Annotated in this window: 13 protein-coding genes; 6 read left to right on the top strand and 7 right to left on the bottom strand. The window is 61.1% G+C overall.

Annotated features, from left to right (window positions below; all coding sequences use genetic code 11):
* The first annotated feature begins 18 nt into the window (after window positions 1-18).
* On the top strand, window positions 19-267 hold the full coding sequence (locus ACTJK9_RS18900; protein ID WP_085647915.1) for a helix-turn-helix domain-containing protein: 249 nt from the start codon (window positions 19-21) through the stop codon (window positions 265-267).
* Entirely contained in the window at window positions 260-1,483 is a 1,224-nt protein-coding gene (locus ACTJK9_RS18905) for a type II toxin-antitoxin system HipA family toxin (RefSeq protein WP_085647916.1), read from the top strand. The genes ACTJK9_RS18900 and ACTJK9_RS18905 overlap by 8 nt, the downstream gene beginning before the upstream one ends.
* 15 nt (window positions 1,484-1,498) lie before the next feature.
* Here the strand turns inward: ACTJK9_RS18905 and ACTJK9_RS18910 are convergent, their stop codons facing one another.
* The gene (locus ACTJK9_RS18910) at window positions 1,499-2,503 is read right to left on the bottom strand and encodes an AraC family transcriptional regulator (RefSeq protein WP_064592655.1); all 1,005 of its coding nucleotides are present in this window, start codon (window positions 2,501-2,503) and stop codon (window positions 1,499-1,501) included.
* 100 nt (window positions 2,504-2,603) lie between these two features.
* Between ACTJK9_RS18910 and ACTJK9_RS18915 the strand changes: the two genes are divergently transcribed.
* On the top strand, window positions 2,604-3,677 hold the full coding sequence (locus ACTJK9_RS18915) for a fatty acid desaturase (protein ID WP_440815405.1): 1,074 nt from the start codon (window positions 2,604-2,606) through the stop codon (window positions 3,675-3,677).
* A 110-nt stretch (window positions 3,678-3,787) separates the two neighbouring features.
* Here ACTJK9_RS18915 and ACTJK9_RS18920 read toward each other — a convergent pair whose 3' ends face one another.
* Genes ACTJK9_RS18920 through ACTJK9_RS18930 form a run of 3 tightly spaced genes read right to left on the bottom strand, consistent with a single transcriptional unit; the run spans window position 3,788 to window position 7,823 of the window.
* Window positions 3,788-5,398: an arylsulfatase gene (locus ACTJK9_RS18920; protein ID WP_440815408.1), complete on the bottom strand. Its 1,611-nt coding sequence runs from the start codon at window positions 5,396-5,398 to the stop codon at window positions 3,788-3,790.
* Between the two features lie 14 nt (window positions 5,399-5,412).
* Window positions 5,413-6,228: an ABC transporter ATP-binding protein gene (locus tag ACTJK9_RS18925; RefSeq protein WP_064592661.1), complete on the bottom strand. Its 816-nt coding sequence runs from the start codon at window positions 6,226-6,228 to the stop codon at window positions 5,413-5,415.
* Window positions 6,225-7,823 (bottom strand): ABC transporter permease, encoded by a 1,599-nt coding sequence (locus ACTJK9_RS18930; protein WP_440815412.1) that lies wholly within the window; start codon window positions 7,821-7,823, stop codon window positions 6,225-6,227. The genes ACTJK9_RS18925 and ACTJK9_RS18930 overlap by 4 nt, the downstream gene beginning before the upstream one ends.
* A 309-nt stretch (window positions 7,824-8,132) precedes the next feature.
* On the opposite strand from ACTJK9_RS18930, the gene ACTJK9_RS18935 reads away from it, so the two are divergent.
* Window positions 8,133-9,146: an ABC transporter substrate-binding protein gene (locus ACTJK9_RS18935; RefSeq protein WP_440815415.1), complete on the top strand. Its 1,014-nt coding sequence runs from the start codon at window positions 8,133-8,135 to the stop codon at window positions 9,144-9,146.
* Window positions 9,147-9,185: 39 nt separating this feature from the next.
* On the opposite strand, the gene ACTJK9_RS18940 is transcribed toward ACTJK9_RS18935, so the two are convergent.
* Entirely contained in the window at window positions 9,186-10,106 is a 921-nt protein-coding gene (locus tag ACTJK9_RS18940; protein WP_041475105.1) for a LysR family transcriptional regulator, read from the bottom strand.
* A gap of 180 nt (window positions 10,107-10,286) precedes the next feature.
* Here ACTJK9_RS18940 and ACTJK9_RS18945 point away from each other — a divergent pair, with 180 nt between their 5' ends.
* On the top strand, window positions 10,287-11,195 hold the full coding sequence (locus ACTJK9_RS18945; protein ID WP_440815419.1) for a TauD/TfdA dioxygenase family protein: 909 nt from the start codon (window positions 10,287-10,289) through the stop codon (window positions 11,193-11,195).
* Between the two features lie 188 nt (window positions 11,196-11,383).
* Here ACTJK9_RS18945 and ACTJK9_RS18950 read toward each other — a convergent pair whose 3' ends face one another.
* Window positions 11,384-12,994 (bottom strand): alkaline phosphatase family protein, encoded by a 1,611-nt coding sequence (locus tag ACTJK9_RS18950; protein WP_440815422.1) that lies wholly within the window; start codon window positions 12,992-12,994, stop codon window positions 11,384-11,386.
* A 171-nt stretch (window positions 12,995-13,165) separates the two neighbouring features.
* Complete coding sequence (locus ACTJK9_RS18955) at window positions 13,166-14,110, bottom strand: LysR family transcriptional regulator (RefSeq protein ID WP_085611223.1); 945 nt, start codon at window positions 14,108-14,110, stop codon at window positions 13,166-13,168.
* 165 nt (window positions 14,111-14,275) lie between these two features.
* Between ACTJK9_RS18955 and ACTJK9_RS18960 the strand changes: the two genes are divergently transcribed.
* Window positions 14,276-16,636, top strand: coding sequence for a TonB-dependent receptor (locus ACTJK9_RS18960; RefSeq protein WP_074689406.1), 2,361 nt, complete (start codon window positions 14,276-14,278; stop codon window positions 16,634-16,636).
* Window positions 16,637-16,653 lie beyond the last annotated feature (17 nt).

Raw genomic sequence — 16,653 nt, forward strand, 5'->3', positions numbered from 1 at the left:
ATAATGCACTGGTGTGTCATGGAACAGTTGGGCGAACTGATCAGAACTCTGCGCAAAGCGCAAAAACTCTCGCAGCAAGCGTTGGCGCAACGTTACGGCATGAGCCGCGCCACCATTTCGGGTATCGAAAACAATACGATTTCTGAAATTGGTCTGCGCAAAGTCGAGGCGATCCTCAACGGCTTTGGCTATGAGCTGACAGCGATTCCCGTGAGAGCACAACGTCCGACACTCGACGCGTTGCAGAAGGTCAATTTCCATGACTGAGCCGACAGATCGCTTGCACATCACCGTCGCTGATAGCCCGGTCGGAACGCTCGGTCGAGGGCAGCCGGGCATGGACAGTGTGTTCAGTTATCGCGAGGACGCCATCGACGAGAATGCAGTGTCGCTGACAATGCCGACCCGGTTGGAGAGCTACGGCTGGGAGCGGGGCATTCATCCTGTCTTCGAAATGAATCTGCCGGAAGGCGCGCTGCGCGATGAGCTGGTTCGACGCTTCAGTAAAGCAGTGCGCGGTTTTGATGATTTCGCCTTGCTCGCTATCGTCGGACCGCATCAGTTGGGACGGCTGGCGATTACCAGTGAGTCGGCAACCGAGCGTCAGCCCGAAACATCACTGGCCGAGCTTTTGGTGCATGACGGTGCCCAGGGACTGTTCGAAGATTTGCTACAGAAGTACGGCCAATACTCCGGGGTTTCGGGCGTGCAGCCCAAAGTGCTGGTGCGCGATAGCGCGGCAGCAGTTGATCGCCTGACTCACCGAGGCTCCACACATCTGGTCAAAGCCTTCCGTCCCGAAGAGTTTCCTGAGCTGGCGACCAACGAATACTTCTGCATGCGCGCCGCAGCGCTTAGCGGACTTGAAGTGCCAAAGTTTGAATTGAGTGAGCAGGGCAAGTTTCTGGTGGTCGAGCGTTTTGACCTGACTGAGCATGGCTATCTGGGTTTCGAGGACTTTTGCGTACTCAATGGCTGGCCTTCCAGAGCCAAATACGATGGTTCTTACGAAGGCGCTGCCCGACAGATCAAAGCCTTTGTTTCTCCTGCGCTGTTGAGTCAGGCGCTGGAAGCTTTTTTCAAGATCGTGGCGCTGTCAGCGGGACTGAAAAACGGCGATGCGCATCTGAAGAACTTCGGTGTGCTGTATGACCATTGCGGCGCGCAGGCTTCGATCCGGCTAGCCCCGGCTTACGACATCATCACCACGTCGGTTTACATCAGGAACGACAGCCTGGCCTTGCTGTTGGGCGGGTCGAAGGCATGGCCCAAGTACAAGGCGCTGATGCGCTTCGGCCGTACGGCGTGCAATCTCACTGAAGGCCGGTGCAATGAACTACTGCAGCAGGTTGTTCATGGCATGCAGACGGCGATGGCGGAAATGCTTGAGCATTGCCGAACCCATCAGTCGTTCGCCGAGGTAGGTACGGCAATGATCGAGCAGTGGGAATCCGGGATTGAGCGCAGTCTGACCAAGGGTTGAGCGACCCATTTGCGCTCAGCGCAACTGATCCCGAAACTGCCCCGGCGTCATCCCCGTCCAGCGTTTGAACGCACGGCTGAAGCTGCTGGTATCGGCAAATCCCAACAGATAACTGACCTCGCTCAGCGAGCATTGCGGATCGCGCAGGTGCAGCAGCGCGAGGTTTTCGCGGCTTTCATTCAGCAGGGTGTCGAAGCGGCAACCCTCGTCCGCCAGATGCCGTTGCAGGCTGCGCAGGCTCAGGTGCAGGGCCTGGGCGATGCGTTCGGCGCTGGGTTCGCCTTCGGGCAGTTGTTCTTCGATGGCGTCGCGTACCTTGCGCTCCCAGGTCAGCGGTTTGAGCTGGGCGAGGGTGCGTTTGAGCACGGCTTCGTTGTGTTCGGCCAGTTCCGGGTTGGCGTCGTCGAGGTGACTGTCGAAGTCGGTGAGGGCGAATTCGATCCGGTCTTCTTCGGCGGAAAAATGCACCGGCGAGCGGAACACCTTGTGCCATTGATGCGCATCGACCGGTTCCGGGCGGCGCAGGTACACAGCCAGTGGCGCGTAGTCGCGGCCCAGGCGATTGCGGCAGGTGCGTACGTAGATGGCGGCAAAGGCGTCGATGGCTTCGAAGGCGGGCGCCGGATTGCCGGCCGGGATTTTCAGGCGAAAGCGGTAGCGGTCCTCGGTGCGGGTCAGCTCCAGTTCCAGCGCATCGCTGACCACCTGGTGATAACGCACGATCCGCTCGAACACTTCCCGCAGGCTGCCGCTGGCCACCAACGCATAGCCCAGTGCGTGAAAGGTCGTGGGGCTGACGAACCGCGACACCCGCAAACCAATCGCCGGATCGCCGCTGACCTGCACCGCGATTTCCCACAGGCGCGTGGTGGCGGACAACGGATAGCGGGCGTTCGGGTCGTCCATCAGTTGCGGATCGAGCCCGGCCTGCCGGCACAGGGCAGTGCTGTCCAGCCCCAGCGCGTCGAGTTGCTTGCGCAGGGCGCGGGTCCAGCTGGCGAGAGAAGTCGGTTCCTTCATGCTGATTGGCGCTTCCGGTCAACAGGTTGGCGTTCTCGGCTACCGCGTTTGGAGTCCGCGCGGGGCAGGATGCGAACATCAATAACCAGAGGATGGAAGCATGGACCGTACTTCTGCAAGTCCCCAGCGACACAATGCTGCCCAGCGATCAGCGCATATTCGCGAAGTGGTGCTGGCCAAGGGCGTGGAGCTGCGCGAGCGCTACCCGATTCTCAAGCATCAGGATGCACTCGGCGCCGGGATTCTCGCCTTTGCCCTGGCCGGAATGATCGGTTCGGCGGCGCTGTATATCAGTGGGCACATGGCGTGGTGGGCGTGCCTGTTGCTCAACGCGTTTTTCGCTTCGCTGACCCATGAGCTAGAGCACGACCTGATCCACAGCATGTATTTCCGCAAACAGCGCGTGCCGCACAACCTGATGATGGGCCTGGTGTGGCTGGCGCGGCCGAGCACGATCAACCCTTGGATCCGCCGTCATTTGCACCTCAATCATCACAAGGTGTCCGGCACCGAAACCGACATGGAAGAACGGGCGATCACCAACGGCGAGCCATGGGGTTTTGCGCGATTGCTGATGGTCGGCGACAACGTGATGTCGGCGTTCATCCGCATGCTCCGGGCCAGGACCTGGGCGCACAAGTTCAGCATCATCAAGCGCACGCTGAAGGTCTACGCGCCGCTGGCGCTGGTGCATTGGGGGGCGTGGTATGTGTTTCTCGGGTTCCATGCCGCCGACGGGATTGCCTACCTGATGGGCTCGCCGATTGAATGGTCGGCGACCACGCTTTCAGTGATGCAGGTGATCGACATCGCCGCCGTGGTGATCATTGGCCCGAACGTGTTGCGCACGTTTTGCCTGCACTTCATCAGCTCCAACATGCATTACTACGGGGATGTGGAACCGGGCAATGTGCTGCAGCAATGTCAGGTGCTGAATCCTTGGTGGCTGTGGCCGTTGCAGGCGTTCTGCTTCAACTTCGGCAGCAGTCACGGGATTCATCATTTTGTGGTGAAGGAGCCGTTTTACATCCGTCAGCTGACGGTGCCGGTGGCGCATAAGGTGATGCGGGAGATGGGGGTTCGGTTTAACGATTTCGGGACGTTCGGGCGGGCGAACAGGTTTGTACGCCAAGTGAAGGTATCGGCCGAAGAGGCTCGTACAGCTCAGGCTTGATGGGTGATTGCAACGCTCTCATCGCGAGCAGGCTCGCTCCCACAATTGAATGGTGAATACGATCCAATGTGGGACCGAGTCTGCTCGCGATGGCAATATTTCAGCCCCCCTCAATCCGGCTGAAACGGCGACTCACTCAGAATCACCCCGGTCTCCTCCACATACCGCTGCCAATGCTCGATCAGCGCTTCAAGCTTCTGCGGCTGACTCGACGCCAGGTCATGAATCTCCCCCGGATCACTCCCGAGATCGTAAAGCTGCCAGGTCGCCGGCCCCACCGGCCCGGGAATCCACACCGCCTTCCACTGTCCCTGCCGAATCGCCCGGCGCCCGAACAATTCCCAACCGGTGACGGTGTGTTCGTCATGCACCTGCGCTGTCTCGCCGGACAAAAAGCCAAGCCACGATTTCCCGCGCAACGGCGCCACCGGTTTGCCGTGCCATTGCTTGCCCGGATGGCGCACGCCGGCCAGATCGAGGATGGTCGGCGTGATGTCCATCACCGTGCCGAAACCATGGCTGATCTGTCCTTTCAGCGGCAGTTGCGGATAGTGCAGCAGCGCCGGAACGCGAATGCCGCCCTCGGTGGTGAACGCCTTGAACAGGCGTGACGGCGCGGTCGCCACCTGCGCCCAGTTCGGCCCGTACCAGACATAGGAATTGGCGCGGCCGATGTTGTCGAGGCTGTTGTCGTAATGCTGGCTCAGATACGTCATCAGCTCCGGACCGAATTTCGGAAAGGCTTCCAACAGCGCACCTTCGGCACCGTTGTCGGACATGAACAGGATGAAGGTGTTGTCGAGCTGGCCCTGCTGACGCAGGTAGTCGACGACGCGGCCGATGTTCCAGTCCATGCGCTCGACCATCGCGGCGTAGACTTCCATCGCCCGGGCGGAAATGCGTTTTTGTTCATCGCTCAGCGCTGCCCATTGCGCGGTCAGCTGGATTAGCGGGTGCGGTTCGATGTCCGGCTCGATCAGCCCCAGCGACTTGAGTTTTTCCAGACGATCGAGGCGCAAGACTTCGGGGCCCGCGTCGTAGCGGCCACGGTATTTTTCGACGATGTCGGCGGGCGCCTGCAACGGCCAGTGCGGCGCGGAAAACGGCAGGTAGGCGAAGAACGGTCGGCTCTGATCGCGCTCCTTGAGGTACTGCAACAGCTTGTCGCCGAAGGCGTCGGAGGAATAGAAATCCTTGGGCAATTCGTCGATGAACGTGTCGTCCTCGATGTACAGCGCCGGGGTGGATTTCAGCAGGCCGGGTGTGTGTTCATCGTAGGTCGGTTCGAAGCCGTAGTGGTTCGCCGCGCCGGGCAGCAGCGAGAATGAACGCTCGAAACCACGGGCGTGGGGCGCCAGTTCGGCGGTCAGGCCCAGGTGCCATTTGCCGCTCATCAAGGTCTGGTAACCCGCTTCGCGCAGCAACTCCGGCAGCGCGACGACCCGATCGTTGAGGTAACCCTCGTAACCCGGTTTGCCGATCAGCTCCGGAGTCAGTGCTTCGGCCATGGTGCCGATGCCGGCGATGTGGTGGTCGGTGCCGGTGAGCAGCATCGAGCGGGTCGGCGAGCAGGTCGGCGCAGTGTGAAAATCGGTCAGGCGCAGGCCATTGTTGGCCAGGGCATCGAGGTTTGGCGTGGCGATTTCGCCGCCGAACGCGCCGATGTCGGAGAAACCGAGGTCATCGGCCAGAATCACCAGAAAGTTGGGACGTTGCGGCATCGACAGGCTCCTGTTCAGCAGGCAATGAACGACAGCGGCAGATCGCGGATCTGCACCGGTGCGCTCGGTTGGTAATGGTCGTCACTGGTCAGTTCATGCAGCAGTTCTTCGCGCAGCTGATGGAAGTCGAAACTGCTGCGCTGGCGCGGATGGGGCAGGGCGATGTCCACCACTCGCTTGATCCGGCCGGGGCGCGGTTCCATCACCACCACGCGGTCGGCGAGGAAAATCGCTTCCTCGACATCGTGGGTGACCAGAATCGTGGTGATCTTTGCCCGCTCGCGAATCGCCAGCAATTCGTCCTGCATCTGCTGGCGGGTGAGCGCGTCGAGGGCGCCGAAGGGTTCGTCGAGCAGCAGGATCCGTGGGCTTGCCACCAGCCCGCGAGCAATCGCCACGCGCTGGGCCATGCCGCCGGAGAGTTGATGCGGGTAGGCGCGGGTGAAGTCGCGCAGGCCCACCAGCTCGATGAAATCGTTGATGCGTTGCTGCTTTTCGGAGGCAGCCAGCGGCTCGTTCACCAGGCCCAGGCCGATGTTGTCGGCCACCGTCAGCCACGGGAACAAACGGTGTTCCTGAAACACGATGCCGCGCTCGCCGCCGATACCGCTGACGGCTTTGCCGTCGACGCTGATCTGCCCGCGAAACTGCGTGTCGAGGCCCACCAGCAAGCGCAGCAAAGTGGATTTGCCGCAGCCGCTGGAGCCGACGATGGCGACGAATTCGCCCTCCGCAATGTCGAGGTTGAATTCGCGAATCGCCTCCAGTTCGAAGCCGTCGACGTCGAAGGATTTGCCTACATGGTTGAAGCTGACAATCGGTGCGTTCATGCGTGTCTCCAGCGGGTGGCGCGGATTTCCAGGCGTTGGCCAATGAGGTTGAGCAGGGCGCCGGTGAGGCCGACCAGCAGCATCCCGGCCATGATCAGGTCCATGCGCAGCAGTTGTTGGGCGCCGATCATCTGGCTGCCGATGCCGCCGTTGGACGGCATGAAGTATTCGGCGCCGATGGTGCCGAGCCAGGCGTAGATCAGGCTCAGGCGCAGGCCGGCGAAAATCCCCGGCGCGGCCCCCGGCAGCACCAGTCGGCGCAGGCGTTGGGCGAGGCTCAGGCGCAGCACCTGCGCGGCTTCGTTGAGCTGCGGTGAGAGGTTGGCGACGCTGCGTTGGGTCGCGACAAACAACGGAAAGAAAGCGGCCAGGGCGACGAACACCCATTTCGCCAGTTCGCCCAGACCGAACCACGCGGTGAGCAGCGGCACCCAGGCGAAAATCGCGATCTGGCGCAGGGCGGCGAGGGTCGGGCCGAGCACGCGTTCGCTGGTGCGTGACAGACCCAGCAGCAAACCCAGCCCGAGGCCGAGACCGCCGCCAATCAACAGGCCGCCAAGTGTGCGGCCCAGGCTCAGTGCCATGCCGGAGATCAACGTGCCGTCGAGCAATCCGTTTTTGGTTGCCTCAAGCACCACCCATGGGCTGACCAGAATGTTGGCATCGATCCATTGCTGGTCGACCGCCAGTTGCCACAACGCAAACAGCGCCAGTGGCAGCAGCCATGGCTGCACGCGCTGCCAGCCTTCATAACGTGGGCCGCGACGAATTTCCGCCGTGGCCGGGTGCGGCCAGTGCACCAGTTTTTTGTCCAGCAGACCGATGCCGCGATCCATCGCCACGCCGATCAGGCCGATTACGACGATGCACACGAAGACGATGTCGAGCATGAACAGCTGTCGCGCCCAGACCATCAGGTAACCGATGCCTTCGCTGGAGGCCAGCAGCTCGACCGCAAGCAACGAGGTCCAGCCAGCGGCCAGCGCCAGACGCACGCCAGCCATGAACGCCGGGAGGGCGGCAGGCAGCACCAGTCGGCGGATCAACAGTGGTGGAGGCAAACGTAAAACAGCGGCGGCTTCGCGCAGCTTGGGTTGCGCATCGCGCACGCCGACCAGCGTATGCAAGGTCACCGGTACCACGATGGCTTTGACCAGCACCACCAGTTTCAGCGTTTCGCCGATGCCGAAAAACACCATGAACAACGGAATCCACGCCAGCGTGGGCACCTGGGCCAGGCCGGCGAACGTCGGGAAGATCAGGCGTTCGAGGCGACGGCTGAAGCCCAGCGCCGCGCCGAGCACCGCGCCGGCGCTAACACCCGCCAGCAGTCCCCAGAACAACCGTTGCAGGCTAATCCACAAATGACTCCACAACTCGCCCTGGGACAGCTCGATCGCGCTGCTCCACACCAGTGAAGGCGCGGGCAGGATCTGTTCGCTCATCCATTGATTGCGCGCCGCCAGCCACCACAGGGCGAACAGGGAGAGGGGCAGCAGCCACGGCAGCACACGCTGGCCAAGGCTTGGCCATGAGCGCAGTGCTTTCAGCGGTGGTGCGGGCAGCGGCAGGCTGAGCAGGGATTGTCGGGCCATGGTGACCTCCGTTGTCGGGTTGCAGGCAGGCCTGCCTTCATGGAAGTGCGGTATGCAAATTTGATATATAAAAATTCAATTCAATGCTATTGGGAGATAAGCAAGACCATTTAAGGCCTCCAGCCCATGCGCATCCAATGCATTCGGAGAATATTTTCGATGCTCTGCATGCATTTCGATCTACAAGCCCTGTGCACTCTGGCTTAGCGTTTAAAGCTATAAAAATGTGCTTTTTAAGTATTTAAACGTTGATGCGGAATGTGCCTACTTTCGGCTCCTCAATGCCCGCCGTGATCAGGAGCCGCACCCATGAACCTTCCCTTCAAACGTGTCATCAGTCTGTTTGCCGCGCCGGCGCTGGCGGGTCTGCTGGCGTTCTCTGCCCAGGCCGACGAGCTCAAGGAAATCAGGATTGCCGTGCCTGATCTGAGCGCGGGTACTCAACACAGCGGCGGGGGCATCGTGGACGTGCTGCGCGATCAACAGATCTTCGAAAAAGCCTTCGCCGATCAGGGCATCAAGATTCAGTGGAGTTTCTTCAAGGGCGCTGGACCGGTGATCAACGAAGCGTTCGCCAATGGCCAAGTGGATCTGGCCTATCTCGGAGATCTGGCGGCCATCATCGGCAAATCCAACGGTCTGGATACGCGCCTGCTCAGCGCCAGCGCCCGGGGTGTGAAGCAATACCTCGGCGTGGTGCCGGGTTCGGGGATCAAGACGCTGCAGGATCTCAAAGGCAAGCGCGTGGCGATCTTCCGCGGCACCGCGACCCAGTTGTCGTTCGATGCGGCGCTGGCCAGCGTGGGTTTGAGCGAGAAGGACGTGAAAGTGATCAACCTCGATTTCAACGCAGCGGTAGCGGCGCTGGCGGCGAAGCAGATCGATGCGTCGTGGGGCAGTTCCGGGCTGACCGCGTTGCAGGCCAAAGGCCTGGCCGAGTTGCCTCTGAATACCAAGGATCTCGGTGGCGCCGGCAGTGTGCAGTCGGTGCTGGTGGGCACCGGCAAGTTTGTCGACGGGCATCCGGAAGCCGTGGCGAAGCTGCTCAAGGCGCAGCAACAGGCAGTGCAGTGGTTGACGCAGGACAGCAACAAGGACGCCTATGTGCAGCTTGTGTCGGGGCTGGCGAGCTATCCGCCGGTGATCCTGACCCAGGATCTGAAGGATCAGAACCTGAGCGAAGTGTTCCCGTCGACACTGGACCCGCTGTTCCTCAAAAACCTGCAGGGCAAGGTGGACCTGGCGGCGCAGCAGAAGCTGATTCGCAAGCCGTTCAAGGTGAACGAGTGGGTGGCGCCTGAACTGGCGGCTGCAAAGCTATGAGTCATGCGGTCATTCCCGCGCAGAGCGTGGGAATGACCCTCAAACCGCGACGCTGATCGCCTGTTTATCCACCGCCACCAACGTTTCGATCATCGCCCGCGCTGCCGGTGACAGCCGGAATCCCGTGCGGCTGACGATCCCGCACCGTGCATTCATGCTCTCCAGGTTCTGCGGCAGATTGCGCCAGTGCAGCAGCGCCAGCGAGCCTTGCGCAATGTCCTCGACAAACGCCTCTTCAGTACCCACGCCGATCGCGTTGGATTGCAGCACCACTTTCACCAGCGCCGGAAAGTGCTCGGTCTCGATGGTCGGCGAAAAGTCGATCCGTCCGCTGAGATTCGCCAGCAATTTGCGAATGCCTGGCGGGATCAGCGTGGTCGCCAGCGGATAGTCGAACATGTCGTTGGTCGACAGGCTTTCCTTGGCCAGCAGCGGATGCCCCGGCCGGCAGAAAAACACCCCGCGCTTGGGTGTCAGCGGCTGGGTCTGGAAGTTCGGGTCGGATTCGAAATGGCGAATGTCGGCGATAAAGAATTCGATCTCCTCGCGGCTCAGGGCGCGGCTGAGTTTTTCCCAGTTATCCACCTGAAAACAGGTGCGCACTTTCGGGTGCGCATTGATGAATTGCGCCACCGCGTCCGGCACCAGTTTCACTGCCGGCGCCGGGCCGCAACCGAAGTGCAGTTCGCCGGCATCGAGCTTGGTCATCTGCGTCACCTCGGCGCTGAGCAATGCCGCGCCTTGCACCAGGGTCAGGGCGTGTTGCAGCACCACCTGGCCTTCGGGCGTGGGGCGCAGATCCTTGTTGCCGCGATCCACCAGCACGCAGCCGAACTCCTGCTCCAGCCCTTGAATGCTGCGGCTGAACGCCGGTTGAGTGATGCCCATGGCGTCGGCCGCGCGGACAAAACTGCGGTGTTCGTTGAGGGCGATGAAGTAGCGCAACTGGCGAAGATCCATATGCTTTTCCGGCATCCTAAAAATAGCTCGAAGGCATTTGCGACGAGGTTGCTTGAGGTTTTAAATGCAAGCTCTTATTCCGTCAACGAAGCATGTGAATATCTATTAGATGTAAATGGAATATAGATAGAGCGTTGTTTCGCTGCCGTCCAACCGCAAGCAGTCGATGAGGGTCTACCCATGAGCAATGCCGCACTCGCTGTAAAACCCGCTGTCCACGCGCTGGACATTCATCCGGTGGCCGGTCGTATCGGCGCCGAAATCCGTGGCGTGCACCTGTCCGGTGAGCTGGATGCCGCGACGGTTGAAGCCATTCAACAGGCGCTGATCCAGTACAAGGTGGTGTTCTTTCGCGAGCAGACCCAGCTCGACGATCAACGGCAGGAAGCCTTTGCGCACCTGCTCGGCGAGCCCGTAGCGCATCCGACCGTGCCGTCCCGCGAGGGCACCCGTTATCTGCTGGAACTCGACGGCGCCGAAGGGCAGCGCGCCAACTCCTGGCACACCGACGTAACCTTCGTCGATGCCTATCCGAAAGCCTCGATCCTGCGCTCGGTGGTGGCCCCGGCGTTCGGTGGCGACACGCTTTGGGCGAACACCGCGACCGCGTACAACGAATTGCCGACCGAGTTGCGTGAGCTGGCGGACAAGCTGGTGGCCGTGCACAGCAACGAGTACGACTACGCCGCCGTGAAGCCGGACGTGTCGGCGGAGAAGCTCGAGCGCTATCGCAAGATCTTCACCTCGACCGTCTACGAGACCGAGCACCCGGTGGTGCGTGTGCACCCGATCAGCGGCGAAAAGAGCTTGCTGCTGGGGCATTTCGTCAAGCGCATCAAGGGTTATTCCCAGGCCGATTCGGCGCACCTGTTCGGCTTGCTGCAGAGCCATGTGATCCGCCAGGAGAACGTCGTGCGCTGGCGCTGGAAGGCCGGTGATGTGGCGATCTGGGATAACCGTTCGACGCAGCATTATGCGATTGATGATTACGGCACTCAGGATCGGGTGGTGCGTCGGGTGACGCTCAAAGGGGAAGTGCCGGTCGGGGCGAATGGGCAGCGTAGCCAGACCATCAAAGGGCGCGATTAAGATCAAAAGCAACCCTCACCCCCCGCCCTCTCCCGGAGGGAGAGGGAGCCGATTGGGGGCTTTTTGAGCCTGAGTTCAACCCTGATATTTCAGGTCGGCGTCCTTCTAAAAAACAGCTCGGTCAGTCCCCTCTCCCTCCGGGAGAGGGTTAGGGTGAGGGGGCTCTTGCTCTTGCCTTCGCTTGTTCTCTACCAAACGCCAATCTGAACGAGCTTCTCGGTCTCGGGTTCGCCATAGCGAAACCGCTGCCCGCGCAAATCAATCTCCTGATGACTGATCGTCGTGCGGCGCTTCAACCCGCGCACCCATTCGAACAGATACCCCGCATGCTCCTCGCGCACCGCCGCATACGCCGGGTCCGCGCCCAGATCCTGCAGCTCCTGCGGGTCATTCAACAGATCGAAAAGCTGCGGCCGGAAGCCGTCGTACGCCAGGTATTTCCAGCGTTCGCTGCGCACCATGGTCATGCGGCAACGGTCGATCGGCTGGCCCAGCCGCTCCCGTGCCGGGGCCTGGAAGGCGTAGTCGTATTCGCTGATCGCATAGTGGCGCCAGTCAGGGTTTTCACCGTGCAGCAGCGGAATCAACGAGCGACCTTCCAGGCGATGCTCCGCCCCCGTCACGCCCAGCGCTTCGAGAAAGGTCGGCACGCCGTCGATGGTTTCCGCCAGGCGTTCATCCACCGTGCCCCGTGTGACATCCGCTGCCGCACGCGGGTCGCGCACGATCAATGGCACGCCCACCGCTTGTTCCAGCAAAAACTCCTTCTCACCCAGCCAGTGATCGCCCAGAAAGTCGCCGTGATCGCTGGTGAACACGATCAGCGTGTCCTCCCAGCGGCCGTTGCTTTGCAGGAAATCGAACAGCCGCCCCAACTGATCATCGACCTGTTTGACCAGGCCCATGTACGTCGGGATCACGTTCAGTCGTACCGGATCTTTGGAGAAATTCAGGCTTTCCTCATGCTGGCGAAAGGCCTGATAGACCGGGTGGTCGCTGGGAGAGGCATTACGTACCGGTTTGAGAATCGATTTCGTACTGTACAAGGTGTGGTACGGCGCCGGTACGATGTAGGGCCAGTGGGGTTTGATATAGGACAGGTGCAAAAACCACGGTTTTTCACCTTGCTCACCGATGAAGTCGATGGCCCGATTTGTAGTGTAGACAGTCTCTGAATGTTGCTCGGGAATTCGCGCCGGCAAATGGGCATTGCGCATTTTCCAGCCGCTGAGGATTTCTCCGTTGTCCCCTTCGGCCGCGTTGGCCCAGTCATGCCAGGGGTTACGCCCTTCGAAACCCTGCTCGCGCAGGTAGTGGGTGTATGGCGCGGATTCGCGTTTGTCATCGAACAGCGGGTCGTCGGGGAAGATGCCGTCGTGACGAAAGTACGGCTCGAAGCCGACTTCGTTCAGCACTTCGGCCTGGGCGCTTTCCGGGTTGATCGACAACCGCTGCAAGGCATCCACGTTAGCCGTGGCGTGGGTCTTGCCGACCAGCGCGGTACGAATGCCGTGGGGTCTCAGGTAATCGCCGATCGTCAGTTCTTCAAGCGGCAGCGGCACGGCGTTCCACGCCACTTGATGACTGCTGACATAGCGCCCGGTGTAGGCCGACATCCGCGACGGCCCACAAATCGTGCCTTGGGTGTAGGCGCGGCTGAAACGCACGCCTGCAGCGGCCAGGCGGTCGATGTTCGGGGTGTGCAGGTGCGGGTGGCCGTAGCAGGACAGGTAATCGCGGCGCAGTTGATCGCACATGATGTACAGCACATTGCGCACAGGGTTTTGCGGGTTGGACATGGGGTTCACCAGTCAGGAAGACAGGCGAGGTTTTTCGCTTTCGGCGAGGGTGTTCGGCAAGTGCATTCGGGGAATGTGTTTCATGCAGGAAATGCATCGGCGCCTGCACAGGCCTCTTCGCGAGCAAGCCCGCNCAAATGTGGGAGCGGGCTTGCTCGCGAAGGCGGTGTGTCAGACGGCAAAGTTCTCCAGTGAACACACTTCTTCATCCACCGCATCAATCGCCTTTATCTGCTCGATCATCGCCTCGGCCAACGGTGACAACCGATACCCGGCGCGGCTGACGATTCCGTAACGGGTGTAAAGCTCCTCCAGATCATCCGCCAACCCTTCGACCTTCAAGCACACCAACTCACCCCGGGCCTGATGCAGCGCATCCGAATAGGCACCGACGATGCCGATCGCATCCGAACGCAGCACCACGCCGAGCAGGCTGGCGCTGTTCTCGCACTCTACGTTCGGGACGAAATCCGGCCGGCCACTGAGGTCGACGATGACTTTGCGCAGGTTTGGCGGGCGAATGCTCACGGCCAGTGGATAGCTCATCAGTTGCTCTGCCGTGACTCGCTCGAAAGCGCCCAGCGGATGCCCGGCGCGGCAGCAGAAATGCCATTTGCGTGGCCGCAAGCGGTGGGTCAGATAATCCGGATCCGCCTCGAAGTGCCGAGTGTCGGCGACGAAGAATTCGAACTCCTCGCTCAGCAGTCTTTTGCTCAGGCTCTGCCAGTCATCAACCTGGTAATGCACCCGCGCTTTCGGGTATCGGCCAATGAAGCTGCCAATGGCTCGCGGGATCAATCCTGCCGCCGGCGCCGGGCCGCAACCGAAGCGCAATTCCCCCGCCTCCAGCCCGTTGAACTGGCTGATCTCGTTGGCCATCTGCTGCGCACCGCTGACCAGTCGCCGCGCGTGTTCAAGCAGCACTTGGCCCTGTTTGGTCGGCGGCAATTCCTTGCGTCCGCGATCCACCAACTGGCAACCGACGCTGTGCTCCAGCGCCTGAATGCTGCGGCTGAACGCCGACTGCGACAGGTTCACCGCCTGCGCGCCGGCGACGAAGCTGCGTTGTTCGGCAAGGGCGATGAAGTGTCTGAGTTGGCGCAAGTCGATATGCATTTTTCACATAAAAAATATCCGGGAAATGCATTGGATATGCATTAGGTCGACTCCTTATAAAGGCAATCTCTTATGCAGTAAATCTTTGTAAAAACATAAATAAATAACTTAAAAGAATATGCGGCACGGAAGATGTCTGCGTGTTTTTTGACCAGGAGCAGTCCCATGAGTCCGTTGAACCTCGCTTCACCGCCGCCGCCACGACGGCTCAAACGCCTGCCTCTGGCCCTGTTGCTGGCGGGGAGTGCCAGTTGGACCCACGGCTACGCCGCTGAGACAGAAACTCCCGCGCCGGCACCGACCGGCAAGACCGCGACCGCCACTTCGCAACTGGAAACCGTGACCGTCACCACCCGCCGTCGCGAAGAAAGTTCTCAGGACGTGCCGACGCCCATGAGCGTGGTCAGCGGCCAGACTCTGGAGACGCAGCGGGTCTACCGGATTCAGGATCTGCAGCAACTGGTGCCCAGCGTCAACGTCGCCTACATGCATGCGCGCCAGTCCAGCGTGTCGATCCGGGGCCTGGGCAACAACCCGGCCAGCGATGGTCTGGAAGGCAGCGTCGGCCTGTACATCGACAACGTTTATCTGGGCCGTCCGGGGATGGCGGTGTTCGACCTGATGGACATCGAGCAGCTCGAAGTCCTGCGCGGGCCGCAAGGGACGTTGTTCGGCAAGAACACCACCGCCGGGGTGATCAACATCAGCACCCGCGCGCCGAGTTTCACCCCGGAACGCAGCATCGAGACGTCGGTCGGCGAGGACGGTTACTTCCAGACCAAGGGCACGCTTTCCGGGCCGCTCAACGATCAGTTGGCCGGACGCATCTCTGCCTATCGCACCCGCAGTGACGGCGACATCAAGAACGAATTCAACGGCCATGATCTGAACGGCGGTTCCCGCGACGGCTTCCGGGCGCAACTGCTGTTCAAGCCCAACGAGAATTTCAACCTGCGCTGGATCGGTGACTACAACGAAGAGGATTCCAGCGCCGGCACCCGCGTGCTGTACAACACCGGGCCGACCATCAATGGCGTCAATCTCTACTCGGCCCGCGCCGCCGCTGCCGGCGCGACGCTGGTCAACGGCTCGCACCGCAAGGTCAATCTGGACAACGACCAGCACGTCACCGTCCATCAGGGCGGCACATCGGTGGAGGCCAACTGGACCTTGCCGAGCGACTTCACCCTGACCTCGGTCAGCTCCTACCGTTTCTGGAATTTCACCCCGCGCAACGACGATGGCCTCAATGTGCCGGCGACCTACAACGCCGGGGTGTCGGTTGAGGACAAACAGTATTCCCAGGAATTTCGTCTCGCATCGCCCAAGGGCGAGTTCTTCGATTACGTCCTCGGCGCCTACTACTTCGGCTCGGACCTGGACAACAAATCCTTCGCCTATTACGGCCCCCAGGCAGACATCTGGAACGGCACGCCACGGGGTGCGCTGGCCAACGTCAACAGCGTCGGACGTGGCCATATCAAGACCGACAGTTTTGCGCTGTTCGCCCAAGGCACCTGGCACCTGACCCCGCGACTGGATTTCACCGCCGGGGTGCGTGGCACCTATGAAGAGAAGAACGCCTGGGTCAATCGTGATGCGCCGGTCGGTGGCGCCGCTGTCACGGGTGCCGCAGCCACTGCGCGACGCGGCCGCACCGGTGCCTACGATTCCGGCGACCTGAATCAGTACAGCTCCAGCCCGTCCGGATTGCTCAACCTCAGCTATCGCTTCACCGACGATCTGCTCGGCTACGCTACGTTGTCTCACGGCGAAAAATCCGGTGGGGTCAACCTTGTGGTCGGCTCGGCACCGACCGCCGGCGCCGACTCTTTGCTGATCGGCACCGAGCGCGCCAACAACGCTGAACTCGGCTTCAAGAGCACGTTGTGGGATCGGCGTTTGCAGCTCAACGCCAACGTATTCTGGACTCAGGTCAACGCCTACCAGACCAACGCCTACGACGATGTCAACCGCGTGCAATACCTGACCAACGCCGGTTCAGTGCGCTCGCGCGGCGTGGAGTTCGAAAGCACCCTGATCCCGTTGCGCGGTCTGACGCTGAACTTCAACGGCTCATACAACGACGTCAGCTATCTCTCCTACAAGGACGCGCCGTGCCCGCCGGAAGTCAGCCAGGCACCGGGTGCTCCGGCCTCTTGCGACCTCAGCGGCCATCAGGTGGTCGGCGCCTCGAAATGGATCGGCAATGCCAACGGCAAATACGAATGGAACCTGGATAACGGTTTGCAACCTTACGTCACCGGCAGCTACGCATTCCGCTCCAAAGCGGTGGGCACGGTCGAAGATTCCGACTACGGCCAGATCCCGAGTTACGCGGTGGTCAATCTCTCCACCGGCCTGCGCGGCGATTTCAATCAGGGTCAGTGGGACGTCTCGCTGTGGCTGAAAAACGCCTTCGACAAAACCTACTACACGACCCTGTGGACCGGCGGCAACGGCGGCTATGAAGGCCTGCTCGGCACGCCGCGCACCCTCGGCGTCACCGGTCGCTACGACTTCTGATCGATCCTTCAAGGAGC

This window comes from Pseudomonas sp. 22082 (assembly GCF_052046055.1).
Taxonomy (GTDB): Bacteria; Pseudomonadota; Gammaproteobacteria; order Pseudomonadales; family Pseudomonadaceae; genus Aquipseudomonas; species Aquipseudomonas pharyngis.